At 72.1% G+C, this 25,317-nt stretch carries 26 protein-coding genes; 10 read left to right on the top strand and 16 right to left on the bottom strand.

From position 1 onward, the window contains the following. Positions 1-133 precede the first annotated feature (133 nt). Positions 134-634, top strand: a complete 501-nt coding sequence (locus VGI02_RS02140; protein ID WP_331625590.1) for a DUF2255 family protein — start codon at positions 134-136, stop codon at positions 632-634. On the opposite strand, the gene VGI02_RS02135 is transcribed toward VGI02_RS02140, so the two are convergent. From VGI02_RS02135 to VGI02_RS02080, 12 genes are all read right to left on the bottom strand, one after another. After that, positions 576-881 carry a hypothetical protein gene (locus tag VGI02_RS02135; RefSeq protein ID WP_331625589.1) on the bottom strand — a complete coding sequence of 102 codons (306 nt, stop codon included), beginning with the start codon at positions 879-881 and terminating at the stop codon, positions 576-578. The two genes, VGI02_RS02140 and VGI02_RS02135, sit on opposite strands and share 59 nt — an antisense overlap. A 960-nt stretch (positions 882-1,841) precedes the next feature. Next, the gene (locus VGI02_RS02130) at positions 1,842-2,999 is read right to left on the bottom strand and encodes an adenylate/guanylate cyclase domain-containing protein (RefSeq protein WP_331625588.1); all 1,158 of its coding nucleotides are present in this window, start codon (positions 2,997-2,999) and stop codon (positions 1,842-1,844) included. Positions 3,000-3,079: 80 nt separating this feature from the next. Then, entirely contained in the window at positions 3,080-3,220 is a 141-nt protein-coding gene (locus tag VGI02_RS02125) for a hypothetical protein (protein WP_331625587.1), read from the bottom strand. Between the two features lie 43 nt (positions 3,221-3,263). Next, positions 3,264-4,292: a 4-hydroxy-2-oxovalerate aldolase gene (dmpG, locus tag VGI02_RS02120; RefSeq protein ID WP_331625585.1), complete on the bottom strand. Its 1,029-nt coding sequence runs from the start codon at positions 4,290-4,292 to the stop codon at positions 3,264-3,266. After that, on the bottom strand, positions 4,289-5,251 hold the full coding sequence (locus tag VGI02_RS02115; RefSeq protein WP_331625584.1) for an acetaldehyde dehydrogenase (acetylating): 963 nt from the start codon (positions 5,249-5,251) through the stop codon (positions 4,289-4,291). Before VGI02_RS02115 ends, dmpG begins: the two co-directional genes overlap by 4 nt. Continuing rightward, positions 5,248-6,069 (bottom strand): 2-keto-4-pentenoate hydratase, encoded by an 822-nt coding sequence (locus VGI02_RS02110; protein WP_331625583.1) that lies wholly within the window; start codon positions 6,067-6,069, stop codon positions 5,248-5,250. The genes VGI02_RS02115 and VGI02_RS02110 overlap by 4 nt, the downstream gene beginning before the upstream one ends. After that, positions 6,066-7,190 carry a DODA-type extradiol aromatic ring-opening family dioxygenase gene (locus VGI02_RS02105; protein ID WP_331625582.1) on the bottom strand — a complete coding sequence of 375 codons (1,125 nt, stop codon included), beginning with the start codon at positions 7,188-7,190 and terminating at the stop codon, positions 6,066-6,068. The genes VGI02_RS02110 and VGI02_RS02105 overlap by 4 nt, the downstream gene beginning before the upstream one ends. 48 nt (positions 7,191-7,238) lie before the next feature. Further along, positions 7,239-8,018: an SDR family NAD(P)-dependent oxidoreductase gene (locus tag VGI02_RS02100; RefSeq protein WP_331625581.1), complete on the bottom strand. Its 780-nt coding sequence runs from the start codon at positions 8,016-8,018 to the stop codon at positions 7,239-7,241. Continuing rightward, positions 8,018-8,536, bottom strand: coding sequence for an aromatic-ring-hydroxylating dioxygenase subunit beta (locus tag VGI02_RS02095; protein ID WP_331625580.1), 519 nt, complete (start codon positions 8,534-8,536; stop codon positions 8,018-8,020). Before VGI02_RS02095 ends, VGI02_RS02100 begins: the two co-directional genes overlap by 1 nt. After that, positions 8,533-9,828, bottom strand: a complete 1,296-nt coding sequence (locus tag VGI02_RS02090; protein WP_331625579.1) for an aromatic ring-hydroxylating oxygenase subunit alpha — start codon at positions 9,826-9,828, stop codon at positions 8,533-8,535. The genes VGI02_RS02095 and VGI02_RS02090 overlap by 4 nt, the downstream gene beginning before the upstream one ends. Before the next feature lie 4 nt (positions 9,829-9,832). Then, entirely contained in the window at positions 9,833-10,669 is an 837-nt protein-coding gene (locus tag VGI02_RS02085) for an alpha/beta fold hydrolase (RefSeq protein WP_331625578.1), read from the bottom strand. Further along, positions 10,666-11,706, bottom strand: coding sequence for an amidohydrolase family protein (locus VGI02_RS02080; protein ID WP_331625577.1), 1,041 nt, complete (start codon positions 11,704-11,706; stop codon positions 10,666-10,668). The genes VGI02_RS02085 and VGI02_RS02080 overlap by 4 nt, the downstream gene beginning before the upstream one ends. Before the next feature lie 161 nt (positions 11,707-11,867). On the opposite strand from VGI02_RS02080, the gene VGI02_RS02075 reads away from it, so the two are divergent. Further along, positions 11,868-12,575, top strand: coding sequence for a FadR/GntR family transcriptional regulator (locus VGI02_RS02075; RefSeq protein ID WP_331625575.1), 708 nt, complete (start codon positions 11,868-11,870; stop codon positions 12,573-12,575). Positions 12,576-12,614: 39 nt separating this feature from the next. Here VGI02_RS02075 and VGI02_RS02070 read toward each other — a convergent pair whose 3' ends face one another. Beyond that, positions 12,615-13,892, bottom strand: coding sequence for a cytochrome P450 (locus VGI02_RS02070; RefSeq protein WP_331625574.1), 1,278 nt, complete (start codon positions 13,890-13,892; stop codon positions 12,615-12,617). 218 nt (positions 13,893-14,110) lie between these two features. On the opposite strand from VGI02_RS02070, the gene VGI02_RS02065 reads away from it, so the two are divergent. The 6 genes from VGI02_RS02065 to VGI02_RS02040 all read left to right on the top strand — a co-directional run bounded on the left by VGI02_RS02065 (position 14,111) and on the right by VGI02_RS02040 (position 20,387). Next, positions 14,111-14,539 (top strand): DUF805 domain-containing protein, encoded by a 429-nt coding sequence (locus tag VGI02_RS02065; RefSeq protein WP_331625573.1) that lies wholly within the window; start codon positions 14,111-14,113, stop codon positions 14,537-14,539. A gap of 135 nt (positions 14,540-14,674) precedes the next feature. After that, positions 14,675-16,282, top strand: coding sequence for a Na+/H+ antiporter (locus VGI02_RS02060; protein WP_331625572.1), 1,608 nt, complete (start codon positions 14,675-14,677; stop codon positions 16,280-16,282). Positions 16,283-16,525: 243 nt separating this feature from the next. Then, on the top strand, positions 16,526-17,146 hold the full coding sequence (locus VGI02_RS02055) for a polysaccharide deacetylase family protein (RefSeq protein ID WP_331625571.1): 621 nt from the start codon (positions 16,526-16,528) through the stop codon (positions 17,144-17,146). 217 nt (positions 17,147-17,363) lie between these two features. Further along, entirely contained in the window at positions 17,364-18,617 is a 1,254-nt protein-coding gene (locus VGI02_RS02050; protein WP_331625570.1) for a right-handed parallel beta-helix repeat-containing protein, read from the top strand. Between the two features lie 34 nt (positions 18,618-18,651). Further along, positions 18,652-19,659: an alpha/beta fold hydrolase gene (locus VGI02_RS02045; RefSeq protein ID WP_331625569.1), complete on the top strand. Its 1,008-nt coding sequence runs from the start codon at positions 18,652-18,654 to the stop codon at positions 19,657-19,659. A 62-nt stretch (positions 19,660-19,721) separates the two neighbouring features. Beyond that, entirely contained in the window at positions 19,722-20,387 is a 666-nt protein-coding gene (locus tag VGI02_RS02040; RefSeq protein WP_331625568.1) for a class I SAM-dependent methyltransferase, read from the top strand. A gap of 42 nt (positions 20,388-20,429) precedes the next feature. On the opposite strand, the gene VGI02_RS02035 is transcribed toward VGI02_RS02040, so the two are convergent. Next, the gene (locus VGI02_RS02035; protein ID WP_331625567.1) at positions 20,430-21,080 is read right to left on the bottom strand and encodes a response regulator transcription factor; all 651 of its coding nucleotides are present in this window, start codon (positions 21,078-21,080) and stop codon (positions 20,430-20,432) included. After that, on the bottom strand, positions 21,080-22,432 hold the full coding sequence (locus tag VGI02_RS02030) for a sensor histidine kinase (protein WP_331625566.1): 1,353 nt from the start codon (positions 22,430-22,432) through the stop codon (positions 21,080-21,082). The genes VGI02_RS02035 and VGI02_RS02030 overlap by 1 nt, the downstream gene beginning before the upstream one ends. Before the next feature lie 134 nt (positions 22,433-22,566). Between VGI02_RS02030 and VGI02_RS02025 the strand changes: the two genes are divergently transcribed. Beyond that, positions 22,567-23,835 (top strand): alpha/beta hydrolase family protein, encoded by a 1,269-nt coding sequence (locus VGI02_RS02025; RefSeq protein ID WP_331625565.1) that lies wholly within the window; start codon positions 22,567-22,569, stop codon positions 23,833-23,835. Between the two features lie 109 nt (positions 23,836-23,944). Here the strand turns inward: VGI02_RS02025 and VGI02_RS02020 are convergent, their stop codons facing one another. Then, positions 23,945-24,403: an ester cyclase gene (locus tag VGI02_RS02020; protein ID WP_331625608.1), complete on the bottom strand. Its 459-nt coding sequence runs from the start codon at positions 24,401-24,403 to the stop codon at positions 23,945-23,947. Positions 24,404-24,550: 147 nt separating this feature from the next. On the opposite strand from VGI02_RS02020, the gene VGI02_RS02015 reads away from it, so the two are divergent. Further along, positions 24,551-25,192 carry a TetR/AcrR family transcriptional regulator gene (locus VGI02_RS02015; RefSeq protein ID WP_331625564.1) on the top strand — a complete coding sequence of 214 codons (642 nt, stop codon included), beginning with the start codon at positions 24,551-24,553 and terminating at the stop codon, positions 25,190-25,192. Positions 25,193-25,317 lie beyond the last annotated feature (125 nt).

Below are 25,317 nucleotides of genomic sequence, written 5' to 3'. Positions count from 1 at the left end.
GCCGCAGCCGTCCCGCGGGAGCAGGCCGATCACGGGAGGGACTCGCCGATCACGCCGCGTCCACCACGGTGCCTCTGCCCGGTCGTCGCCGCCTCACGGTTGACCTTGACAGCAGTTGAGGTCCTACCGTGCAATGATGATCAGCGCGTGGACCACGGAGCAGCTGGACCGGATCGACACGGCCGACGAGCTGCGGATCGCCGTCCGGCGCGAGGACGGCTCCCCGCGTCGACCGTTGCCCATCTGGGTCGTCCGCGCCGGCGGGACGGTGTACGTGCGCACCTGGCGCCGACGGGAGACCGGCTGGTTCGGCGGTGCCCTGCGGACACGTCGAGCACGCATCAGCGTCCCCGGTGTGGAGACCGACGTGGCTGTCGAGGACGTCGGCGCCGGTCCGGCAGAGCTGCGCGCGGACGTCGACGCCTCGTATCGCGCGAAGTACGGACGCTACGGCCGCTCGACCCTCGACTCGATGGTCTCGGACGCGGCTGCCGCCTCCACCCTGCGGCTCGTCCCGGAACCACGCGTGCAGTGTCCGGGAGGGGAGCCGGAGGTCGTCCCGGGTAGCGGAGGCGCTACTCCTGGGCGCTCCGGACCCACTGCGCGGCCTTGGGCCGGCTGGAGGCCCAGGTGACGTGATCGAAGCGGTCGGCGAGACGTGCCACCAGCGCCAGCCGCTCCCGCGACGTCGCCCTCGCACCGAAGCCACGCCACGCGGCGATCGCTCCGGGGTCGAGCACGAGGACCCGCTGCGCGGCGTCGACCTGCTTCTCGAGTTGTGCGTCGCTGGCGACGACGGCCTTCGCGCCCGCTCCCCCGACCTGCTCCGCCCACCGCACTGCCTCGGACGCTCCGCGCTCGTCGGCGCGGACACTGATCACGAGGACTTCCGGCTGCGGGGACGAATCGATCCGCTGCTCGGGAACTGCGAGGACCTCAGAAGTGACGTGGGTCTCCGAATTGGCGGTGTCAGCTCGCTGGGCGAGCGACGGGGAAGACATGGTGGATCCTTTTCCGGCCGAGATGTGTGGTGGCCTCGATGGCCTGCCTTTATTCTTCCACCACGCCCGGCCTCGATTGACTGTTTGCCCGATTCGGCCTACGGCATCTCCGACAACGAGAACGAATGATGGCGTGCGCAACCTTCGGTACTGCTACGCATCGTGCTCACCCGACACGCGGCGGGACCGCGGAGGCGAGCCCGCCGGGGGTACGGGCGCGGGTCCTGTAACCGGGGGGGGCCGGCACTCCCCGAAGGAACGTCGGACGCGACGACCACAGGAGGAACCATGGCGGTGGGACGGTGAAGCTCTTCCGACGTCGGGAGACCCCTGTCTGTGCACCCGCACCCGCGTCGATCGACGCCGTGCGGGACGAGAGCCAGGTCGAGTGGCCGGAGGTGTGGGCTGCCGTAGCGACCGAGTTGACCGGATTTCGTCAGGGTGGCCTGGACCGTCTCCTGACCCAGGACGTCGTCCGCTTCTCCACGGTGCGGGCTCTGGTCGACAGTGGCGTGCCCGCGGGACGTCTGTAGCCCGAATGGCGGCACTCGACGCTCAATCGGAGCGCCGTGGACCTGGTCATCGGCGACCCTCCCGGTGTCGCGCTCGAGTTCAAGTATCCGCGGGAGCCCGGCCGAGACGAATGCGGCGTGGACTCTGACGCTCGGCGAGATGCTGAAGGACATCTATCGTCTGGCCTCGCTGGAGTCACAGATCGCCGCCGGCCACCGCTCGCAACCTCGTCGAGCCCTATCTCGATGGGCACCCCACGGTCCGGACGCGGTGCACCGAGAAGGTGTCGCTCGGCGGCGACCTCACGCTGTACGTGCACGAAGTCCTCTAGCCGACAGGCTTCCGGTCAACCCGGTGGAGCTGACGACGTTGCGGGAAGCCCTTCAGGCGGCGTCTGAACGCGGGGGTCCACACCGCCGCGCCGCCGTCGCCGGGCGAGCACGCGTCCCGTAGATCGTCGTCCGCCAGGATGGTGCCGGGTCGCGCGGCCGCGGTGATCCGGCTCGCGAGGTTGACGGGAGAACCGAACCAGTCTCCGCCGTGGGGGATCGCGGTCCCCCACGCCAGGCCGATCCGGAGCGCCGGCCGGGAGGGCTCAGCACTCGAGTGCCAGACCCGGGCGAGGGCGAGACAGACTCCGACCAGGGCGTTCGGGTCGGGAGAGACCAGCATGACGGCGTCCCCGATGGTCTTGCTCAGCCGGACCGGAGGCGTCAGGACCTCGTGGGTACTGGCGGCGAGGTGGTCGGCCAGGTCGCACAGCTCGGTCGCGCTCAGCTGCTCTCCGAGCGCGGTGAACCCCACGATGTCGGCGAACCCGACGGCCACCGTCCGCATGCCCGCCCGGGCTCCCGACGTGGCGTCCGCCGCCGCCACGACATGCGAGCCGATTCTCTCGGCCAGGCTCCGCGACAGGAGATGGGCCAGGTGCAGCCCGTCGCGCTGGGCGATCCGCCGGATCTCGATCCCGTAGTCCAGCGCCTCACCGGGATCGGGCTCCTCCACGAGGAAACGCGAGCCGAGGATGTCGGCGATCGCGTCGGCCATTCCGGTCAGACCGCGGCCGACGGCCCGGGCGACAGGGAGGATCTCCTGCTCGGTGAGACCGAGCCGGTGGTAATCGTCCAACCGCCGGGCGACATCCAGGTCCTCGTCACTGTAGATCCGGGCCTCGGGGTCGTCGGTGACCGGGCGTTCGAAGGCCCGGAACCACCGGGCGATCCGCGCCACGTCGACGGAGGTGCGATCGGCGATGTCGTTCAGGGTGTGTCGGGGCCGTTCGGGCTCCAGGGCCCGGTGCAGCGCGGCGGTCACGAGCCGGCGATCCTCGACCGCCTGACGCAGCTCAAAGATCGTCATCCCGTCGTCGTAGAGCGCGGCCAGGAGTGCGGAACGCCGGCGCCGGGCGGTGCCCTCGAGATCGTCGAGCAGGCCCGCCTGGGTGATGATCGCTGCGGCCGCGGCTCGGCGCACGGGCCGGGGCATGGGCCGGGACCACCACCGCCCCGTCGCGTGCCCCCCGGCCTCGGGGACGACGGCGCGGATGAGCGCTGCCGGCCACCTGATCACCGTTGCCGGGCCTGACCGTCGCCCTGCCGGGCCGGGGTCGGACGGTGGCCGTTCGCCGGGCCCGCGCCGATCATGACGACGCGATAGGGCACCGAGGGCTCCTTCTCCGAGGTGTGGGGATCGAGCGGGTTCGGCACCGACGGCCTCGCTGCGGCGGTCGGCTGCGGCGGACCCGGTCGATCAGCCGGTCCGGGCCGCCAGGAGGTCGAGGGCGACGTCGGCGATCATGTCTTCCTGGCCGCCGACCAGACCACGCCGGCCGACCTCGACCAGTAGCTCGCGGGTGTCGAGCTCGTAGTAGGCCGCGGTGCGCTCGGCGTGGCGCAGGAAGCTGCCGTAGACCCCGGCGTAGCCGAGGGTCAGGGTCTCGCGATCGACCCGCACCGGGCGGTCCTGCAGCGGTCGGACGAGGTCGTCGGCGGCGTCCTGCAGGGCGAACAGGTCGCAGCCGTGATCCCAGCCCAGGCAGTCGGCGACCGCGACGAACGCCTCGATCGGCGTGTTGCCTGCCCCGGCGCCCTGACCCGCCAGGGACGCGTCGACCCGGATGACGCCCTCCTCGACGGCGGTCACCGAATTGGCCACCGACAGCGACAGGTTCTCGTGGGCGTGGACGCCGATCTCGGTGCGCGCGTCGAGCACGTCGCGGTAGGCCCGCACGCGGTCGCGGACGTCGCCCATGGTCAGGCGGCCGCCGGAGTCGGTGATGTAGACGCAGTGCGCGCCGTAGGACTCCATGAGCGACGCCTGCTTCGCGAGGTCGGAGGCCGACGTCATGTGGGACATCATGAGGAAGCCCGAGACGTCCATGCCCAGCCCGCGCGCCGTCTCGATGTGCTGGGCGGCGACGTCGGCCTCGGTGCAGTGCGTGGCCACCCGCACCGAGCGCACCCCGAGCTCGTGCGCGCGCCGGAGCTCGGCGATGGTGCCGATACCCGGCAGCAGCAGCGTCGTGAGCACCGGCGAGTTCTCGGCCGCATCGAGGGCCTCGGCCGCCGCGGTGATCCACTCCCAGTCGGTGTTCGACCCGGGGCCGTAGGTCAGCGACGCCCCCGCCAGCCCGTCGCCGTGGGAGACCTCGATCGCGTCGACCCCGGCGGCGGCGAGGGCGGTGGTGATGCGCGCGACGGCGTCCGGAGCCATCCGGTGCCGGATCGCGTGCATGCCGTCGCGCAGCGTGACGTCCTGGATGTAGAGGCGGTCGGTCATCGGGTGTCTCCCGTCCCGGCGGCGGCGATCTCCTCGCCGACCCGGAGCGCGGCGGAGGTCATGATGTCGAGGTTCCCGGCGTAGGCCGGGAGGTAGTGCGCGGCGCCCTCGACCTCGAGGAAGACCGACACCTGGTGGGAGGGCCGCGACGCGGCCTCCGGCAGGAGGGTGTCCACGGACTCGTCGGGGTCGAGGGGACGGACCTGGACCGCCTGCTTGAGGCGGTAGCCCGGCACGTACTCGGCCACCTTCTTGACCATGGCCTCGACGGCCGCGGTGACCTGGGCGGCGAAGGTCTCGTGGTCGAGGTCGGCGGCGTCGACCAGGCACAGCACCGTGTCCCGCATGATCAGCGGCGGTTCGGCGGGATTGAGGACGATGATCGCCTTGCCCCGGGCCGCCCCGCCGACGCGCTCGATGGCGGCCGAGGTGGTCTCGGTGAACTCGTCGATGTTGGCCCGGGTCCCGGGCCCCGCCGACTTCGAGGCGATCGACGCGACGATCTCGCCGTAGGGGACGGGGGCGACCGACGAGATCGCGGCGACGATCGGGATGGTCGCCTGCCCGCCGCAGGTCACCATGTTGACGTTCGGGGCGTCGGCGTCGACGAGGCTCTCGAGGTTGACCGCCGGCACGACGTAGGGCCCGATCGCGGCGGGCGTGAGGTCCACGAGCCGCTTGCCGCGCGGCCCCAGGACCTCGGCGTTCGCCCGGTGGGCCTTCGCCGACGTCGCGTCGAACACGATCTCGATCTCGTCGAACCCGTCGAGTGCGGTGAGCCCCTCGACGCCGGTGTCGACCGCGGCGACACCGAGCCGCCGGGCGCGGGCCAGCCCGTCGGACCCGGGGTCGATCCCGACGAGGGCGACGACCTCGAGATGCTTCGAGAGCCGCTTGATCTTGATCATCAGGTCGGTGCCGATGTTGCCCGAGCCGATGATCGCCACCTTGGTGCTCATGCGTCCTCCCCTCTGCTGAACGTGCAGGAGACCGATCCCAGGCCGCGGATCTCGGCGTCCACCGTGGCCCCGGGTCCGACCGGCACCATCGGGCCGAGCGCGCCGGACAGCACGATCTGCCCGGCACGGAGCGGGTCGCCGTGGCGGTGGGCCTCGACGGCCAGCCAGTGCAGGGCCGCCAGGGGGTCACCGAGGCAGTCGGCGCCCGTGCCCTCGGACGCCTGCCCACCGTCCTTCGTCAGGGACATGGACAGCGCGGGGAGATCGAGCACGACCGGGTCGTGGGTACCGGCGGTGTTCTCGCCGAGCACGTACAGGCCGGACGAGGCGTTGTCGGCCACCGTGTCGCCGAAGGTGATGTCCCACCCGGCGATGCGGGAGTCGACGATCTCCAGTGCAGGCAGGACCCGGCGGACCGCGGCGCGCACGGTGTCGAGGTCGACGGACCCGTCGAGGTCGGCCCCGAGCTCGAAGGCCACCTCGGCCTCGATCTTGGGCTGCAGTAACCGGTCGAGGGGGATCGTGTCGCCCGATCCGTAGGACATGTCCTCGTACAGGACGCCGAAGTCGGGGCGGTCGACGCCGAGCTGGCGCTGTACCGCGGGCGCGGTCAGCCCGATCTTGTGGCCGACCACGCGGCGTCCGGAGGCGGTGGCCCCGTCGCGAAGCAGGGACTGGACCGCGTAGGCGGCGTCCACGTCGGTGCTGCCGATCAGGTCGCGCACCGGCAGGCAGGGCGTCGCGGTGCGGGTCGCGTGATCGATGCGCTCCGCGGCGTGCCGGATCGCTTCCCGGCTCCCGATCGTCGGCGCGGTCACGCCGACACCGCCGGCGTGGTCCCGGTGGCCGTGGACCGGTGCGCGGCGTCGGTCGAGACCGGGTCGAACAGCGCGAAGCACTTGTTGGAGTTGAAGACGTCCGTGGTCACCATCGTCGACCAGTTCAGCGGCGCGCCGAGCTCCTCCATCGCCCCGAGCAGGCAGAACCAGTTCAGCATCTCGTGCTGGCCCGCGTCGACGACGTCCGTGCCGGTCGTACGGCGCCAGCGCTCGTAGTCCCCGGCGATGAAGGCGTCGTAGAGCTCCATGTCGGCCGCGGTGTCGGGCCGGATGTGCCACAGCTTGTCGGTGAGGAACGCGTGCGACCAGCTCGACGACGCCACGAACACATAGCGACGGTCGTCGGCGGCCAGCGCCCGCGCCACACCGCGCCCGAGCTCCATGCAGCGCGCGGGCGAGGGGCCCGACGGGTCGGTCTCCTCCTGCCAGATCTCGGCGAACTTCGCGAGTCCGCCACGGCGGGCGATCGCGTGCCTGCCGTAGCAGTTCACCGTGATCGGGATGATCGGCACGTCGAACTCGCGGCCGGCGTGGTGGTAGTCCAGGAACAGCTGGGTGTTGGCGATGGCGTGCGGGAAGTGCGCCCCCTCGCGCTTGCGGTAGGAGTACGCCATGTCGAATCCGCTGCCGATGAGCCGGTCGGTCAGCGTGCGCGACCACGAGCGGTTGCCGTGCAGCGTGAACGTCATGTCGTCGGCCAGGCCCCAGGCGTTCGGGTTGCCGAACTCGTTCATCACCTCGAACGGGTGCACGTCGATGTCGTCGTAGGCCAGGACGCAGAACGGCGGAACGACCTCCTCGCGGAAGTTCTCGTACTGGTCGTCGCCCCAGACGACGATCGCGTCGGGAGCGAAATCGTCGACGGCCTTCCGGCAGCGGTCGAGGTGCTCCACCAGGTCCGCACGGTGGCCCGGGGCCGCGGCGCGTCCTTCGTCGTCGCCCCATTCGGCCTGCATGCCGGCCGGCCACCGCGACGGGTCCTTCTCCTCTGCGGGGATGTCCGGGTCGCGCAGGGTGCCGCGCAGCAGACCGGCCATGTTCTCGTCGCGGCCGGCCAGCAGCGGGTAGTGGGTCATGCCCAGGCCGAGGATCTCCGCCATCGTCTTCCTCCTAGAGCCGGGTGACGTCGTGACCGTCGGGCCCGGCGATCACTGCATGCTGCTTCCGCCGTTGACGCCGAGGACCTGCCCGGTCACGAACCGGGAGTCCTCGCGGGCGAGCCACGCCACCGCGGCGGCGACCTCGTCGACCTCGCCTGCGCGGCCCATCGGAATCCAGGACACGGCGTCGTCGACCACGGTCCCCAGCCGGGCGGGTGCCCGGCCGGCGGCGATCGCGGCGTCGAGGGCGTCGGTGCGGACGTAGGACGGGGCGACGACGTTGACCGTGATGCCGTCGGTCGCGAACTCGCGCGCCAGCCCGGAGGCCAGCGCATGCACGCCGCCCTTCGCCGCGTTGTAGACCGCGTGGTCGGTCAGGCCGTTGCGCACAGACTCCGCTCCGATGTTGACGATCCGCCCGTAGCGGCGGTCACGCATCGCCGGCAGGAACGCCAGACAACAGCGCAGGGTCGTCCAGAGGTTGTTGGTGATCGTGGCCTGCAGGGTCTCCTCGGTGTGCTCCAGCGTCGGCCGGATGACGCCGCCGCCTGCGTTGTTGACCAGCACGTCGACGGCGCCGAACACCCGCGTGGCGGTGGCGTGCAGGTCCTCGGCGACCCCGGGCTGGGCGAGGTCGCCCACGAAGCCCTCGGAGGCGGGGCCCAGGGCGACGACGGCGTCGTCGACCTCGGCCTTGTCGAGCCCGGCGACGAGCACGGCCGCGCCGTCGGCGGAGAGTCGGGTGCTGATCGCGCGGCCGATGCCGGTCGCCCCGCCGGTGACCACCGCGACCCGGCCCTCGAGGGCCCCCGGCTCCGGCTCCGGCATCACAGGATGATCGCGACGTCGTTGGCGGGCCGGAGGCTGGTCATGTCAAGCATGACCCGCTTGGAGCGGATACGGAGCTGCCCGTCGCGCTCGACGAGCCGGTACTCGTAGCTCCCGACGAAGCTCACGTCCTTGCCGTTGCGCGCCCGCCAGACGATGAAGTTCGCCCGCACCGGGAACTCGGGATCGTCCGACGGGCCCTCGGCGGCTCCGACGCGGACGTTGCCCACCAGGTGCCGCAGGTTCGAGTGCGGGTATTCGCGGTGGGCCTTGCGGCTGTTCAGGCGCTCCACCCGCAGCGTCATCCGCAGGCGGTTGTCGTCGATCAGCACCAGGTCGGTGGAGGGGTCGCCGTCGTGGGTGTCGGTGGCGGGGACGACGTAGTGGCTGTCCTCGGTGTAGAGGGTCAGCCAGGTGTCGAGCTCCCAGGTGTCGAGCAGCTCGGCCTCGAGGAAGAGCAGGTCCTCCACCTCGGCGCGGGTCACCGTGCGGGTGGCCCCGTCGGCGGGGGCGCTCACGGCATGACCCGGAGGTCGTCGCGGTCCATGTCGTCGCGCCAGCGTCGCCAGAACGCCCGCATCTGGGCCTCGTCGTTGGCCTCGGGCTCCCGCGTCATACCGCGGGAGATGTCGTTCCACTCGACGCCGCCGCTGGCGAAGCCCTGCTGGCACGACTCCAGCGCCTCGATGTCGTCGGGGGTGGCGAACCCGCCCGGGCCGAGGAAGGTCAGGAAGCTGTCGAGCCGTCGCTGCCGGACGTCGGCCTGCTCCTCGCGCGGGGCCATCTCCCACGCGGTGATCTCCATGCGGTTCGGCGCGGTCGGCATGAACGTCCGCACGGTCAGCGCCATGATGTCGTTCACGACCAGGTTCGGGTAGATCAGCATGTTCCGGTTGAGGTCGGCCATACGGTGGGCGCGCTCCTCACCGAACCGGTCGACGAGGGTCTGCCGCTGCCCCTGGATCGACTCCTTGGCGTCCTCGCCGAACAGCGGCTCCCACTTGGCCACCGGGCGGCCCCACGGCGCCTCGTACTCCAGGACGGCGTGCCCGTTGCCGAGGTCGTGCGCGGTGCCCTTGACCCCCACCGAGAGGTCGGTGCCAAGCGCGACCAGGTACTTGAAGTACGTGTCGTGGGTCGACACCGCGTGGTAGCCGTCGATCGAGTTCTCGACCAGCAGCTTCCAGTTCGCCTCCATGCCGTACTCGTTGGTGCCGCGGACGATCTCCATGTCGGCCGGGGCCGCATCGATGATCAGGTCGAGGTAGTCCTTCGCACCGGCGAGGTACTCCTCGAGCCCGACGACGTCGGGGTCGTAGCAGCAGAAGACGAACCCGCGGTAGGACTCCACCCGGGCGACCTGCTTGAGGCGCAGGGCCTCCCAGTCGAGATTCCCGCCGTAGGCGTCACGGTCGGGAACGCCGGAGAGCTTGCCCTCCGAGTCGAAGGTCCAGGCGTGGTAGAAGCACTGGAAGACCTTCGCGTTGCCCTGATCCTGTCGGCACACGACCGCGCCGCGGTGGGTGCACGAGTTGTGGAAGACGTTGATGTTCTTGCTCTTGGCGCCGCGCACCATGAACAGGGGCCTGCCACCGACCCGCCGCCGGACGTAGTCGCCCGGGTTCGCGACCTCCGACTCGTGGCCGACGTAGAGCCAGTTGTGGTTGAAGATCTTTGCTTGTTCGTCGGAGAGGATGTCCGGCGAGGTCATGGCGTCGCGGTGCACACGGAAGCGCTCGGGCTCCTCGGCCACCAGCCGGGAGCCGGTGCCGGTGATCAGCCCGCCCGGGGGGTCGTTCAGCAGTGTCATGTGATCACTTCCCCGCGCGGCCGAGGTAGTCCCCGACCACGGCGTTGAACTCGTCGGCCCGCTCGATCTGGGTCCAGTGCCCGCAGCGGGCGAACACGTGCAGGTCGGCCTCCGGCAGCAGGTTGACCATCGTCCAGGACACCTCGGTCGGGACGACGCGGTCCTCGCGGCCGTGCACCAGCAGGGCCGGGGTCGAGGTGGCGCGGACCTGGTCCTCGGTGATGCCGAGATCACCGCCCGCGTGCTTCGGGTCGTTGAACATCGCGGTGTACGCCTCGTGCGCGCCGGGCGCGGCACTGGCCTCGTACCGGTCGCGCACCAGGTCCTCGGTGATCAGATCCGGATCCACCGCGAAGTTGTTCTTGAGCAACGACCGCATGTTGTCGTGCGAGGGCTCGTACGCGCGCAGCGCCTTGAGTCCCTCGGTGATCGTCATGCCGACGCCGGGAGAGCCCATGAGGACCATCCGCGAGATCCGCTCGGGCCGCTCGGCGGCCATCTCCAGGCTGATCCGCCCACCGAGCGAGTTGCCGACCAGGGAGAAGCGCTCGAGGCCCATCGCGTCGGCGAAGTCCCAGACGTGGTCGGTCCAGCTGCGCAGCGAGTAGCGGACGTCGTCGGGCCGCTCGGTGTGGCCGAAGCCGACGATGTCCGGGGCGAGCACCCGGAACCGGTCGGCCAGCACGGGCAGGTTCAGCCGCCAGTTCGCCCACGCCGACACCCCGGGCCCGGAACCGTGCAGCATGATCACCGGATCGCCGGTGCCCGCGTCGTGATAGTGGGTGCGCACCCCGCGCACCTCGGTGTAGAGGCCAGCACTGACGTCGGCCGTCGTGGTCATCGTGGCTCCAGTTCTCCGGCGGTGGTGCGGGTCATCAGGGTCTCCCCGTTCACGGCGCTGATCCGGGCACCCAGGCTGGGGTCGAGGTCGTGCAGCACGGCACCGGCCGGTGCCTCGCGGGCGGCGAAGGGGTAGTCGGTGCCCAGCACCACGTGGCCCTCGCCGAACCGGTCGAGGACCAGGCGCAGGCTGGTGGCGTCGTAGGTCAGCGAATCGGCCCACAGCCGGCCGGCGCGGGCGAGCGCGGTGTCCGCCTCGGGAACCGGTCCGCGGCCCGCCGCCGCGGCGGCGATGTTCTGGCCCTTGGTGACGCGCGGCAGGATCGCGGGGAGCGCCCCGCCGCCGTGGGCCAGGCACACCCGCACGTCCGGTCGGCCGACCAGTGTTCCCGCGGTGAGCAGCCCGGCACCGGCGACCGCGGTCTCGTTCGGCATCCCCGCCCCGAACGCCACCCCCATGGCGGCCAGCCGCGGGTCGAGGGTCTCGTCCACCGGGTGGACGAACACCACCGCACCCAGCTCGTCGGCGGCCTCGAAGAACGGGTCGAACGAGGGATCGGCGAGCTCGAGCGGCCCGACCCGGGTGCCGACCTCGACCCCCGGGAAGCCGAGCTCGAGCACGCAGCGGCGCAGCTCGGCCACGGCGGCGTCCACGTCCTGCAGCGGCACCGCGCCGAGGGCCCGGAACCGGTCCGGGGCCTCGGCGACCAGGGCGGCGAAGAACTCGTTCTGGGCCCGCGCCAGCGCGGCCGCTCCACCGGGAGGGGCGTCGTGACACAACGTCACCGGCATCGGGGAGACGACCTGGACCGCGACGCCCTCGGCGTCCATGTCGGCGATGCGGCGGCTCGCGGACCAGCACCGGTCGTCGATCTCGCGATAACGCCGGCGGCCCACCCACATCGTCGCGCGGGTGGCGTCGACGCGTTCGGCGACGGGCCACGCGTAGTCCGCGTCCTGCCGGTCGGGAGCCTCCAGGTCCGGCGAGACAGCGTGGGTGTGCCAGTCGACGGCACCGGAACCCGGTCCACTGCCCATGAGGATCCCCTCCGCGTCGATGCGACCTGGACCACAGCAAAGTACGAAACCTTCACGAAGATATCAAGAGGTCTGCGAAGAGTTTCGGCAACGGCCGGAGATCATGGGTTATCCTTCATCCAGTTTCCGCTGGTGATCCCCGGTCGTCGTAGGAGAGCCCGATGATGGACACCCCGACCGGCCCCCGGGCGCAGGGATCCCGTGCCGAGCGCATCGCCGAGGCCATGCAGGAAGAGGTCGCCGAGCACGGCCTCGAGGCCGGCGCGCGGCTCGGCCTCCGCACCGAGCTCATCGCCCGCCACGGCGCGAGTCCCTCGGCGATGGACGAGGCGTTGCGGCTGCTGCGCGACCGCGGCCTGATCACCGTGCGTCCCGGACCGTCCGGCGGGGTGTTCGTCGCCGGGACGCCGGCCCAGGTCCGCCTCGGCGCCATCGACGTCTGGTTCTCCACCGCCGTCAAGGATCCCCGGGACCTCTTCGCCGCCCGCACCTTCTTCGACGACGCGTTCGCCGCGCTGGCCGTCCACCGGGCAGGCCCCGAGGACGTGCGGTCCATGGCCTGGGCCCTCGAGGACATGCGGAGCCACCGCGGCGACCCCCGCAGCTACCTCGACGCCAGCATGCGCCTGCACCATGCGATCGCCCGCGCCAGCGGCATCTCCGTCGCGGTCGGGCTCTACGAGACCGTCGTCGCCCTGCTCCGCAACGGGATGGTCCGGGCGTCGTTCGTCGAGCCGGCCGAGTCTCGCGTGTCGCACTCGCTGGAGCTGCACGAGGGCATGGTCCGGGCGATCAGCGACGGTGACACCGAGACCATGCACAAACTGGTCAAGCTTCACGGCGGCGACCTCCAACGCCTCGACGACTGACCACGCCCCGCTACACCCCCGCCGCGGAGACGGTCCGGTTCACCGGCCGGCGTCGAGCGGGAACTGCGCGAACTCGCTCAGGAGCAACGAGCGACGTCGCGCGGCACCGGGCAGCCGGCGCAGCCGCGGCATCCGGCCGGCCAGCTCGGCGAGGGCGACGCGTGCCTCGAGTCGGGCCAGGGGGGCACCGAGGCAGAAGTGGATGCCGCCGGAGAACGCGAGGTGCTCGGCGGCCGTCGGACGCGTCGGATCGAAGGTGTCGGGGTCGGTGTGCACAGCCGGGTCCCGCCCGGCGGCAGCGAGCATCGCGAGCACGGTGGTGTCCGGAGCGAGGGTCCGGGCGCCGAGCTCCACCTCGAGGTGCGGCACGCGGGCGGTGAACTGCACGGGCGGGTCGAAGCGCAGGGTCTCCTCGACGACCGCCGCCGCGGCCGACGGCGGGTCGCCCACCAGCTGGTGCCACGGTTCCTCCGCGTCGAGCATGGCGGCGACGGCGTTCCCGATCAGTCCGCTGGTCGTCTCGAACCCCGCGAGCAGCAGCAGCACGGCCAGGCTGACCGCCTCGTCGTCGGGGACGTCCTCGGCGGCGAGCCGATCCAGGACGTCGCCGTCGGTACCGCCGTGGCCGGCGCGGCGACGGCGGGCGAGCAGGTCCGCCATCAGGGCCCGCAGGGCGACGACCGCGCGTTCGAGGCGGTGCAGCGCACGCAGCGAGCGGACGCCGCCGAGCCCGGCCCCGACCGCCCTGCCCCAGTGGGCGAAGGCGTCCGCGTCCGCGTCGGGCACGCCGAGGATGTCGGCGATGATCGCGACCGGCAGCGGGACCGCGATGTCGGCGACGAGGTCGAACCGGTCCTGCCGGGCGGCATCGTCGACCAGTCGCGTTGCGGTCCGGACGACGAGGTCCTCCCGGGCCGCGATCCTCGCCGGGGCGAAGACCGGGGCCACCACGCGCCGCAGCCGGGTGTGGTCCGGGGGGTCGAGGCCCAGGACGGAGAGGTCGACCGGCTCGAGCAGCGGATCCCGCACCCCGTCCGTCGCGCCGCCCGGGGTGCCGCCGGCGCGGGTGCGGACACCGTAGCGACGGTCACGCACCACCTCCTGGCACGCCTGCGCGGTCGCCACGACCATCACCCCGCTGCGGCTGGCGTAGGGCTGCGGTCCCGCACGCAACCGCCGGTGGACAGCGTGCGGGTCGTCGATCCACGGCCGGTACATCAGTCGCAGCACCGGGTCACCGGCCAGCGCGAGCACCCGGCCGCCGCCGCGCATCACCGCCAGGCGACCACCCAGCCGCAGGTCCCGGATCAGGTCCATCGGCCCCCTCCCCCGCGCTCGGTCTCAGCCCATCACGGAGCACCTCCCGGCGCTGCGGGATGAACCACCGGCGGCAACGCGCGCGCAGCCCCCGGATAACGCTTTGGAACTAGCCGATCGCGGGTGTTTCTCACCACACGTGATCGGACTACTCTCATCGAGTCCGACATGGCGGAGCTTCCCCGCCCAAAGACGACACTCCGTGAAAGGCAGCAGCCATGCAGTGGTACCTCAAGGCACTGAAGCAGTACGCCGACTTCGGCGGGCGCGCGCGCCGGACGGAGTTCTGGATGTTCATCCTGATCAACGCCCTCATCTCGATCGTGCTCGGGATCATCGACACCGCGACCGGCACGGCCAACGTCTACGCCACGGGCGGGATGGCCTCCTACAGCCCCGGCATCCTCGGCGGGATCTACGGCCTCGCCGTGCTGATCCCGACCATCGCGGTGACGGTGCGCCGGCTGCACGACACCGACCGCTCGGGCTGGTGGTTCTTCATCCAGCTGATCCCGGTGGTCGGCTCGATCGTCATGCTCGTCTTCATGTGCATCGAGGGCACCCGCGGTCCCAACCGGTTCGGCCCCGACCCCAAGCTCGTCACCATGACCGACGACCAGGCCGGCCACCCCGCCACGCCGGTCTGACCTGGCGTCACGCCAGATAGATCCCCGGCCGCAGGCACGTCCCGGCGGGCCCGCACGGGCCCGCCGGGACGTGGTGCGTGAGCACCTGCCGCCCTCCGGCGCCGCGAACCCGTGCGCCGCGGAAGGACGTGGTCGATGCAGGACGCGCACCTGCTCGAGGTCCTCGTCGTCGTGCTCGCTGCGGTCCTGGTCCTGAGCGTCGTCGCGCGAAGGCTGCGCCTCGCCGCCCCGCTGGTGCTGCTGGTAGGCGGCGTGCCGCTCGGCTTCGTGCCGTGGACCGCCGGCGTGGCCCTGCCGCCCGAGGTCGTCCTGCTGCTCTTCCTGCCGGCGCTGCTCTACTGGGAGGCCCTGACCACCTCCTGGCGGGAGCTCCGCGCGAATCTGCGCGTGGTGGTGCTGTCCTCGGTGTTCCTCGTGCTGGCGACGGCAGGTGTCGTCGCGGTGGTGGGGCATGCGCTCGGGTTGTCCTGGCCGGTCGCGTGGGTGCTGGGGGCAGTGGTCGCGCCGACCGACGCGACCGCGGTGACCGCCATCGCCACGGGGCTCCCGCGGCGGTTCCTGACCACGCTGCGCGCGGAGAGCCTGATCAACGACGGCACGGCCCTGGTCGTCTTCGCGGTCGCCCTCGCGGTGGCCACCGGCGCACAGTCGTTCAGCTGGGTGGGCACGCTGGGCCACTTCGGGCTGTCCTACCTCGGTGGAGCGCTGGCCGGGGCGCTCGTCGCGTGGCTGTCGGTCCGGGCCCGCCGCATCGCCGCCGATCGGCTGCTCGAGAACACCATCGACGTGCTCACGCCGTTCGCGGCCTACCTGCTCGCCGAGCTCGTCGGGGCCTCCGGGGTGCTGGCCGTCGTCGTGGTCGGGCTCGGCATGGCCCGGATCGGGCCACGGATCACCGCGGCGCGTACCCGCCTGCAGGCCCGCGGCTTCTGGCAGATCACCACGTTCCTGCTCGACGGCGCCCTGTTCGTGCTGGTCGGCCTGCAGTTGCGGCGGGCGCTCGACGCGTTGCAGAGCTACACCCTCGGCCAGGCCGTCCTCGACGCCGGGCTCGTCGCGCTCGCGGTCATCGGCACGCGCTTGGCGTGGAACTACACGACCCCGTACGTCATCCGCGCGATCGACCGGCGCCCCGTGCAGCGCACCCGCCGGATCGGGGCCCGGCAGCGGCTCGTCGGCGCCTGGGCCGGGTTTCGCGGCGGCGTCTCGCTGGCCGCCGCGCTGGCCGTCCCGACCGTGCTGGTCGACGGGAGCCCCTTCCCCGGCCGCGATCTGATCATCGTGGTGACCTTCGGCGTCATCCTGGTGACCCTGCTCGTGCAGGGCCTGACCCTGCCCGCCGTGCTGCGGTTCGCGCGCCTGCCCGAGGACTCCGGGTTCGCCTCCGAGGAACAGCTCGCGCGGCGCGCCGCCACCCACGCGGGCCTCGAGGCCCTGCCCGACACCGCCGCCCGGCTCCGGGTCTCCTCCGCCGCCGTCGAACGCGTCCGCGAGGACTACCAGGAGCACCTCCACCTGCTGCACGACGACGCCGACCGCGAGGGCGACACCGATCACGCCGAGCGGGACCGGGCCGACCAGGAGGACTACCAGCGCCTGCGCGCCGCCCTGCTCGGCGAGAAGCGCCGGGCCGTGCTCGCCCTGCGCGACGACGGCACGATCGACGACATCGTGCTGCGCCGCGTGCAGACTGTCTTCGACACCGAGGAGATCCGGTTGACCGCCGCCACGGAGCCCGACTGACGCCGATGAACTGCCCGGGGACACACCTCCCGCGCCGCCGACTCCTGGGCCTGCTCCGGCCTGGGCGCGGTCGCCGTCCTGACCGGCCTCGCCGGCGGGTCGGGCACCGGCACCGTGCCGGCACCCGCCGACGCGGGTCCAATGACCGCGCCTCCCCCGCGACCGCCGCTGCCTCCTCTCCCGGCTCCGCCGGAGGCTCCGCTGGCCGGCGGCCCGGCGATCCTGAGTGAGGGCCCGACGACGATGAACCGGATCGCGCTCACCGTCGACGACGGGTACTGCGTCGACTGCGTCGCCGCCTACACCGACTTCGCCGTGCGCACCGGCATCTGCCTGACCTTCAGCCCCAACGGCGTCTACGGCCCCGCCTGGGAACCGTGCGGCGCGGCGCTCGCCCCGCTGGTGGAGCGGGGACAGCTGCAGATCATCAACCACACCTTCACCCACCAGGGCCTCGTCGGCGCCGGCACGTCCATGGTGCGCGACGAGCTCGAGCGCAATGAGGCCTGGATCGGCACGACCTTCCGCGCGGTCGCCCGACCCTGGTGGCGGCCCCCCTACGGTCAGTACGACGATTCCCTGGCCGATGACGCGGCCACCCTCGGTTACGACCGGCTGGTGATGTGGAGCGGGTCGTACGCCGATGCGCAGCTGGTGACCCCGGAGTTCCTGCTCGCCCAGGCCTCGGACGCGTTCCGGCCGGGCGGGATCGTGCTGGGCCACGCGAACCATCCGACGGTGCTGGGTCTGTTCGGGCCGCTGGTCGAGATGCTGCACCAGCGCGGACTGCAACCGGTGACCCTGCGTGCGCTCCTCGACGGCCACGGCCGAGTTCGGGAGCAAGGCCCGGGCGGGGAGCGCTAGCCCACTCGATGGCATGGTTTCCCGCTCGATCGGGTGTACTCGCTACGCCTTCTCACTACGGCGGGGCAGGCTCCGTCGTACCCGAGGTCACGACGTCGGGGCTCCCGCGGACCGCTGATCCGGTCATCGGGTCGCTCCCCGTCACGGCCCGGGACGACACCTGACGAGGGGGGCTGTGGTGGGGCGAGCGACAGCGGTTCACGGACGAGCGGTACGCGTGGGGGTCCTGGGGGCGGTCGGTGCCCTCGCGGTCGGGCTGATGATCCCGGCGGTGGGCGCGGCCGCGCCGGGTGCGGCGCCGCCGCGCGGTGCGGTCGTCGTCGGGACGCCCTCCGCGAGCTGCCCGAAGCCGACCTTCACGGCCATCCAGCCCGCAGTCGACGCGGCCCGGCCCGGCGCGACGGTCTACGTCTGCGCGGGGACCTACACCGGCCGCGTGAGCATCACCAAGAAGCTGCGGCTGCTCGGGGCGCAGTACGGCCGCGACGCCCGGACGGGGCGGACCACCACCGCGCAGGAGTCCGTGGTCACCTCCCCCACCGGCGGGTTCGTGGTCGGTCCCGTCGATGGGTTGACGGTCGACGGGTTCACGTTCTCGGGCAGTGGCGGCGACGGGATCGACGCCTTCAACCGGGGCTCGGGCTTCACCGTCGTCAACAACGTGTTCGCCGACAACCACAACGGCATGAACGTCAACGCCACCGGCCCGGCGCGCTCGACGATCGCCCGGAACCGCTTCACCGCGAACAACCGCGGCGGCGGCGACGACTCGGGCACCGGGGTGCTCTTCACTTCCGGACCGGCGAACGCCGTGACCGTCTCGGACAACCTGTTCGAGCGCCACACCAGCGCCGCGGTGAACAGCATCGGCGACCCGGACCCGGCCCACCGCTCCACCGGCATCGTCATCCGGGCCAACCGCAGCGTGGACGACTCGAGCTTCGCCGTCGTCAACAACGCCGACGGGGCCGTCGTCGACGGCAACCAGGCGACGAAGGCCCCGTCCGCGGTCGACGGCACGATCATCTACATCGTCGGGAACACCGATCACCTGACGGTCAGCCGCAACATCCTCTCCGGCGACACCGGCACCGGGATCTCGGCCAACGCCGCGTTCGGCGCCGTCGCGAGCACCAACCTGCTCATCGACGGCAACGTCGTCCGGAACCGGACGACCGGCATCTCCATCAACGCCGACCACCGCAGCGTCACCATCCGCAGCAACGTCGTCCAGGGCTCGACCCGCTCGACGACCGCCCCCGGACGCGGCATCCGGCTCGCCGCCGACTCGAAGGGCGTGACCGTCACGGGCAACGCGGTGGTCGGCAGCAGCGACGTCGACTGCGCCGACGAGTCCACCGGGTCCGGCACCGCGGGCACGGCGGACACCTGGACCAGGAACGTGGGCCGCACGTCGACCCCGGCCGGGCTCTGCATCCCGGGCCGCGCCCCTGCTGGTCTTCCGGGGTAGCCGGCCCGCCGCCGGATAGGGCGACAATCGGACGGTGGAGCAGCGGCTCGATCAGGCGGTGTCGGCCGACGGCACTGTCGTCGCGTATGCCTCGGTCGGTCGGGGCAGGCCGTTGGTCTACGTGACGGGGTGGCTCACGCACCTCCGGCTGAGCTGGGAGCTGCCTGCGGAGCGGGCGCTCTACGAGTCGCTGGCGCAGGGCTGTCGACTCGTACGCTACGACCGCGCCGGGTGCGGGTTGTCGGCGGCGGTGGATCGCCCGGCGTCGTTGGCGTTCGAGCTCGAGCAGCTCGGGGCGATCGCCGCGGCGCTGGGCGAACCGTTCGACCTGATGGGCACCTCGATGGGGGCTCCGGTGGCCGTGGCGTGGGCCGCGGCCCATCCCGAGACCGTCCGGCGCCTGGTGCTCTACGGCGGCTGGGTTCGCGGCAGTGACCTGTCCCCGCCGGCCGTACGGGAGCACGTCCTGGGGCTGGTCGAGTCGCACTGGGGGCTCGGCTCCGATGTGCTCACCGACATCTTCGCCCCCGATGCCGACCCCTCGTTCCGGGCCGGGGCAGCGCGCTACCAGCGCGCCTGTTCGACGGCGGCGACCGCCCGGGCGCTGCTCGCGCTGAGCTACGAGCTCGACGTCAGCGACCTCGTCGGCCAGGTGGCCGCGCCGACGTTGGTGGTGCACCGCAGCGGCGACCGCGCCGCGCCCGTCGCGCAGGCCGAAGCGCTGGCGGCCGGGATCGACGGGGCCCGGCTGGTGCTGCTGCCCGGCCGGTCGCACCTCCCGTACGCGGGTGACCGGGACGAGCTGGTGCGTGTGGTCCGCCGGTTCCTCGGCCTGCCCGTGGCACGGCGCCGCGCCGACGGGTTGACGGTGCGCCAGCGTGAGGTGGCGGAGCTGGTGAGCCGAGGTTGCACGAACCGCGAGATCGCGGCCCGTCTGGGGATCGACGAGCGCTCGGCCGAGGGGCACGTGGAACGGATCCGGCTGCGCCTCGGATTCCGGTCCCGCGCGCAGATCGCCACGTGGTTCTCCGGGCAGCGCTGAGCGCTCGAACTGGGGTAGTTCCACGCCTGACTCGCGGGCCGGGTCGGCGGAGAGTGCGTCCCATGACGACTTCGCCCACGACCACGTCCACGACGACCGGCTTCGAGGTGCACGGGGGGCGCGGACACTTCAACGCCGCGTTCTTCGGCGTGATGGGCCCGTACCTCGAGTGGCACCTGCGCCCACACAAGCGGCGCGTGTTCGCCGAGCTACCCCGGACCGTCGTCGAGCTCGGGTCCGGAGTGGGCGCCAACCTCGGCTACCTGTCCCCGGGGTCGACGCTCGTCGCCGTCGAACCCAACCTCCCCATGCACCGGCGGCTGCGGGCCGCCGCCGCGCGCCGCGGCGTGCACCTGGATCTCCGCGAGCGGGTCGCCGAGCACACCGGCCTCCCCGACCGGAGCGTCGACACCGTGATCTCCTCGCTCGTGCTCTGCACCGTGACCGACCCCGCCGAGGTCCTCACCGAGATCCGGCGCATCCTGCGGCCCGGCGGCACCTACCGCTTCGTCGAGCACGTCGCCGCACCGGCCGGCACGCCCACGCGCGCCCTCCAGCGGGCGCTGCGCCGGCCGTGGGCCTGGACCTTCGAGGGGTGCTCGTGCGAACGGGACCTGGCCGGTGCGCTGCGGGCAGCCGGGTTCGCCCGCGTCGAGATCGAGCCGTACCGACTGCACTCCCCGTTCGTCAGCTTCAACACCCAGATCGCCGGCGTCGCCCACGCCTGACCGGCCGGGACCGCACCCATCGCCCCGGGAGCGCAGGGGCGGTCACGGACGTACGCCCAGCCAGGTCAGGACGGCCAGCACGCGGCGGTGGTCGTCGTCGCACGTGGTGTGCAGTCCGAGCTTGGTGAAGATCGACGCGATGTGCTTCTCGACGGTGCCCTGGCTCAGGGTCAGGCTCCTGGCGATCGCGGTGTTGGTGCGGCCCTCGGCGACCGAGGCGAGCACCTCGTGTTCCCGGGGGGTGAGCGTGGCCAGGGGGTCACGCCGGTCGCGGCCGGCCAACAGGGTCGAGACGACCTCCGGGTCGAGCACGGTGCCGCCGCCGACGATCCGGTCCAGGGCGTCGGAGAGGTCGGCGAGGCGGCTCACCCGGTCCTTGAGCAGGTATCCGACACCGCCGCCGTGGACCAGCAGATCCGTGGCGTAGGACGTCTCGACGTACTGCGACAGGACGAGGATCGCCGTGCCGGGAAGACGTGCGCGGATGTCGAGGGCGGCACGGAGGCCTTCGTCGGTGAACGTCGGGGGCATCCGCACGTCGACCACGGCGACGTCGGGTCGGTGGGTGTCGACGGCGTCGATCAACTCCGGACCGTCGCCGACAGCCGCCACCACGGTGACGCCGAGCTCGTCGAGCAACCGGACGAGTCCCTCCCGGAGCAGCAGGGAGTCCTCCGCCAGCACCACGCGCATCAGCGCGACGTCTCCCCTCGGGCCTGGCCCACCCCGGCCAGCGGGATGTCCGCGGTGAGGACCGTGGGCCCGCCCTCGGGGCTGGTCACGGCCAGTCTGCCCTCGATCGTGGCCAGTCGGTCGGCGAGGCCGGCCAGGCCGTGGCCCTTCCCGAGGTGCGCGCCTCCTCGGCCGTCGTCTTCGACCTGCACGGTGATCCGGTCGTCGTCGACCCTCACGACCACGCCGGCCCGGGACGCCGTCGAGTGCTTGGCGATGTTGGTCAAGGCCTCGGTGACGACGAAGTAGGAGGTGTTCTCGACCGCGGCGGCGGGCCGCGGACCGTCGGGCAGGGTGATGTCGAGGGTCACGGGGACCGGGCAGCGCGCAGCCGCCGCAGTGATGGCCTCGGCCAGGCCGCGGTCGGCGAGGATCGGGGGCGCGATCCCGCGGGAGAGTGCGCGGAGCTCGGCCAGTGCCTCACGGTTCCGGGCCAACGCCTCGGCGAGCAACGGCCGCGCCTTCTCCGGGTCGTCGTCGAGACGCCTGCCGATGGTCTCGAGGTCCATGTCCAGGCGGACCAGGCGCTGTTGGGGACCGTCGTGCAGGTCGCGCTCGACCCGGCGCAGGGTCTGCGCCTCGGCGTCCACCGCGGCGCGGCGAGCGGTCGCGAGCTCGCCGGCCCGGGCGCGCAGCGCCGCGGTCTGGTTGGTCAGCAGGCCGCGGGCCAGGCCGGCGCGGACGGCGACCAGGGCTCGCACCACCAGCGGGAACGTCAGCAGCACGAGCGCACCGAGCAGGGTGTCGACGCCGATGTCCGCGGCCCGGGAGTCGATCCCGGTGACGAGATCGAGCAGTCCCCGGTAGTCGCCGTCGCGCGGCAGCGCCCACTGCCAGGTGATGGAGAGGAGAGCGCCCAGACCACCGAGCCCCCAGCTCAGGGTGACGACCGCGGCGGCAAGCCGGACCGGGAACCCCACCAGGGCGTGTACCAGGTCCCGCCAGGACTGCGGATCGGCCAGCTGGGCGAGCAGACCGGCCGCGACGCCCCGATCGCGGCGAGGGCCGACGGGGAGCCGGTAGTGATGCGGCGGCAGGTCGTGCGCGGTCGCCGCGACGGTGGCCCGCCGCTCGACGACGGCCAGACCGCGGCACGCCCGCAGGGTCGCGACCAGGATCGGAAGTCCCAGCCAGACGACCAGCGTGCTCACCCCGACGCTGAAGCCGGCCACGGCGACCACGAACGCCGCGACTCCCAGTGGCAACCCCGCCACCAGATATCCCGCCTCACGCAGCCACCGCGGCCTCGAGGCACGCGGGCCCGTCGCGGCGTCCTCTCCCATCACGGCGCTGGTCGGTGTCGTCCCGGTCATGGGACCCAGCCTCGCCCCGACACCGGGTCCGGCCAAGCCTGTCCGCCCCCACCGTCTCGTGGGGGCTGTCCCCCACCCGCTCCGGAGGGCCACCGGCTGGTTCACGGCGTTCACGCCGAGCACCGTGCGTCGCCATGACCAGCAGAGAAGCCCGGCCCGGACGTCGGCGGCGCGGCAGTGTGATCGCGGCCCTCGTCGCCGTCGCCGCCGTCATGGTGAGCCTGACCGCTACCGCGTGCGCCCCGACCGGTGCGGCGTCCGCCGCAGCCCCCGCATCGGCCGACCGATGCACCCGCACCGATCGAGGCCGCTTGCTGTCCACCACGCCGACAGCGCACCTCGGCGAGGCCCAGGTGGCCCGGGCGCTGACCGCCGCCCATCTGCCCGGCGCGGCGCGGGCCGGCGTCGACGAGTACCGGGTGCTCTACTGCACCCTCTCGCCGCAGCAGGCGCCGACCGTGGCCAGTGCCCTGCTCGCCCTGCCGGACGCGGCGCACGGCGCCCTCCCCCTCGTCGCCTACGAGCACTCCACGGTGGTGGCGACCCAGGACGCGCCCTCGTTCCACGCGACGGGCGACGGCCTCCTGGCGCCGCCCTACTTCGCCACCGACGGATTCGCCGTCGTCGCCCCCGACTACCTGGGCCTCGGCGCCTCACCCGGCCCGCACCCGTTCATGCACGCAGCGTCGGAGGCCTCCGCGACACTCGACCTGCTGCCCGCCGCCGATCGGGCCGCCGCCGGCCTGGGCGTCCGCCTCTCGCACGATGTTCTCCTCTCAGGGCACTCCCAGGGCGGCGCCGCGGCGATGGCGGTCGGGGAGGCGCTGCAGCAGGAGAACGGACCGTGGCGGTTACGGGCCCTGGCCCCGATGGCCGGTCCCTACGATCTCGGCGCGGCCGAACTGCCCGCGATCACGAATCCCGCGGCGGTCGATCCCCACCGGGCGTCGGCCTATCTCGCGTACCTGTCGATCGAGTGGAACACGCTCTACCCTCTCTATTCCGACCCCGGACAGGTGTTCACCGCGCCGTACGCGGGCAGGATCGACGCGCTCTTCGACGGCACCCACGAGTTCACGGAGATCGCCGGCGAACTGCCCGCGCCGCAGCAACTCTTCCAACCCGCGTATCTGGCGTTGATCGCGCACCCGACCGGTCCGCTGGCAGCCGCCCTGAGTGCCAATGACGTGTGCGAATGGGCACCCCGTGTGCCGACGGAGTTGTTCGCCGGGCGCGCGGATCGCGACGTGGTCTTCGCCAACGCCCAGCACTGTCGCGCACAGATCCTCGCGCACGGTGGTGAGGCCACGATCGCCGACATGGGCGACGTCGACCACGTCGGGACGGCGATCGCCGCGCTGCCGGTGATCCGCACCTGGTTCGCCTCGCTCGCCGTGCACTGACCCCGGCACTCCGTCCCACCGCTGATCCGCGGCCGTGGCGGCCCCTCGAACCGGTTCGCGGGGCCGCCTGGCCATCCGACCTATCGGTGACGCGGGCCCACGGGTTCACTCACGAAGCGGTCGGGGGTGCCGGTACGGCACCGAGCTGCTGCATCAACCCCATGACGTCCATGATGATCCGGCTCTCGATCATCACCCCGTCACGGAAGCGGTCGAGTGTCCAGGCCTCGACCGACACATGCCTACCGGTCGCCGGGACACCGAAGAAGGCCCCCGCGTGGGTGCCGCTCCAGACGGACCAGGTAGCCACCCGATCATCTTCGGCCACCATCTCCTGAGGATGCCATTCAAGATCGGGGAACGCGTCGAACATCGCCCCGAGGAAATCCCGCAGTCCGTCCCGACCCGGTCCCTGACCGGGCGGTGGATTCTGCTCGAGGAAGTCCTCCGCGACCAGCTCCGAGAGAACGGCCATGTCGTGCTGACTGAGCACTTCACTCGCGAAGCGGCGAGCTGCCCTCTTGTTCACCTCGCGTGCAGCATCGGTGACATCGGGTGATATCTGCATCGTCACTCATCCCCCTCATGGCCCGCCGGGCCGTCGCTGACCTGCACCATCAGACAGCGGAGCACCGCCGGGGTCAAGCTTTGACTTGACTTGTGTCCAAGCGATCGCTTGACTGCCATCCCAATGAAAGAGAAGCGTTCGTACCGGATGTCCGCGCGCGCCGAGGCCGCCGGGCAGACCCGCGCCCGCATCGTGTCGGCAGCCCGGGAGCGGTTCCTCGACGCGCCCTACGACGATGTGACCCTCGCCGGGATCGCAGCGGACGCCGGGGTGAGCACACAGACGGTGCTCAATCAGTTCGGGACCAAGGAGGATCTCTTTCTGGCGTTCGCCGCCGAATTCATTCCCGAGATCGACGCCCTCCGAGCGACCGCACGGCCTGGTGATGTCCGCGCGGTGGTGCGAGTCGTGCTGCGCCAGTACGAGCTGATGGGCGACCTCAACGTGCGGGCTCTCGAGCTCGAGCATCGCCTCCCCGCTCTCGCCGAGATCTCACACACCGGCCGGATCAACCATCAGGCCTGGCTCGAACAGATCTTCGCCGACGAGCTGCCCACGGGACGCGCCGCACGGCGGACCACGGTGCACGCCCTCTACGCCGCCACCGACGTCTACCTGTGGAAGGTGCTGCGCCGCGATCTGCGGGCCTCGCTCGCCGAGACGACCCGGGTGATGGAACGCCTCGTCCGCGGCGCGCTCGTCGACTCCGTCACCACGGCCACGTCGCCCGACCACGGCGAGACCGACCGCCGGACCGGTCAGAACCATCAGAAGGGCACACCACCATGAGGTATCTCGTCACCGTCTGGGACGCCGGAGGGAGCGTGCCCCCGGAGCTGGCCGTCGTCCGGCGACTCGTCGCGCGCGGTCATTCCGTGGCGGTGCTCGGCGGACCCCCGCTGCGACGCGCCGTG

It is taken from the genome of Actinomycetospora sp. (assembly GCF_036497245.1).
Classification (GTDB): Bacteria; Actinomycetota; Actinomycetes; order Mycobacteriales; family Pseudonocardiaceae; genus Actinomycetospora.
This window is presented reverse-complemented; position numbering and strand designations above follow the sequence as displayed.

Bases quoted from the DNA above. Each gene is read 5' to 3' on its own strand.
- VGI02_RS02040 (WP_331625568.1), top strand. From the start codon at position 19,722: ATGACGACTTCGCCCACGACCACGTCCACGACGACCGGCTTCGAGGTG.
- VGI02_RS02060 (WP_331625572.1), top strand. From the start codon at position 14,675: ATGCAGGACGCGCACCTGCTCGAGGTCCTCGTCGTCGTGCTCGCTGCG.
- VGI02_RS02115 (WP_331625584.1), bottom strand. From the start codon at position 5,251: ATGAGCACCAAGGTGGCGATCATCGGCTCGGGCAACATCGGCACCGAC.
- VGI02_RS02140 (WP_331625590.1), top strand. From the start codon at position 134: ATGATGATCAGCGCGTGGACCACGGAGCAGCTGGACCGGATCGACACG.
- VGI02_RS02105 (WP_331625582.1), bottom strand. From the start codon at position 7,190: ATGGCGGAGATCCTCGGCCTGGGCATGACCCACTACCCGCTGCTGGCC.
- VGI02_RS02080 (WP_331625577.1), bottom strand. From the start codon at position 11,706: ATGGGCAGTGGACCGGGTTCCGGTGCCGTCGACTGGCACACCCACGCT.
- VGI02_RS02130 (WP_331625588.1), bottom strand. From the start codon at position 2,999: ATGCCCCGGCCCGTGCGCCGAGCCGCGGCCGCAGCGATCATCACCCAG.
- VGI02_RS02055 (WP_331625571.1), top strand. From the start codon at position 16,526: ATGAACCGGATCGCGCTCACCGTCGACGACGGGTACTGCGTCGACTGC.
- VGI02_RS02020 (WP_331625608.1), bottom strand. From the start codon at position 24,403: ATGCAGATATCACCCGATGTCACCGATGCTGCACGCGAGGTGAACAAG.
- VGI02_RS02085 (WP_331625578.1), bottom strand. From the start codon at position 10,669: ATGACCACGACGGCCGACGTCAGTGCTGGCCTCTACACCGAGGTGCGC.
- VGI02_RS02015 (WP_331625564.1), top strand. From the start codon at position 24,551: ATGTCCGCGCGCGCCGAGGCCGCCGGGCAGACCCGCGCCCGCATCGTG.
- dmpG (WP_331625585.1), bottom strand. From the start codon at position 4,292: ATGACCGACCGCCTCTACATCCAGGACGTCACGCTGCGCGACGGCATG.
- VGI02_RS02090 (WP_331625579.1), bottom strand. From the start codon at position 9,828: ATGACACTGCTGAACGACCCCCCGGGCGGGCTGATCACCGGCACCGGC.
- VGI02_RS02100 (WP_331625581.1), bottom strand. From the start codon at position 8,018: ATGCCGGAGCCGGAGCCGGGGGCCCTCGAGGGCCGGGTCGCGGTGGTC.
- VGI02_RS02030 (WP_331625566.1), bottom strand. From the start codon at position 22,432: ATGACCGGGACGACACCGACCAGCGCCGTGATGGGAGAGGACGCCGCG.
- VGI02_RS02075 (WP_331625575.1), top strand. From the start codon at position 11,868: ATGATGGACACCCCGACCGGCCCCCGGGCGCAGGGATCCCGTGCCGAG.
- VGI02_RS02070 (WP_331625574.1), bottom strand. From the start codon at position 13,892: ATGGACCTGATCCGGGACCTGCGGCTGGGTGGTCGCCTGGCGGTGATG.
- VGI02_RS02065 (WP_331625573.1), top strand. From the start codon at position 14,111: ATGCAGTGGTACCTCAAGGCACTGAAGCAGTACGCCGACTTCGGCGGG.
- VGI02_RS02025 (WP_331625565.1), top strand. From the start codon at position 22,567: ATGACCAGCAGAGAAGCCCGGCCCGGACGTCGGCGGCGCGGCAGTGTG.
- VGI02_RS02035 (WP_331625567.1), bottom strand. From the start codon at position 21,080: ATGCGCGTGGTGCTGGCGGAGGACTCCCTGCTGCTCCGGGAGGGACTC.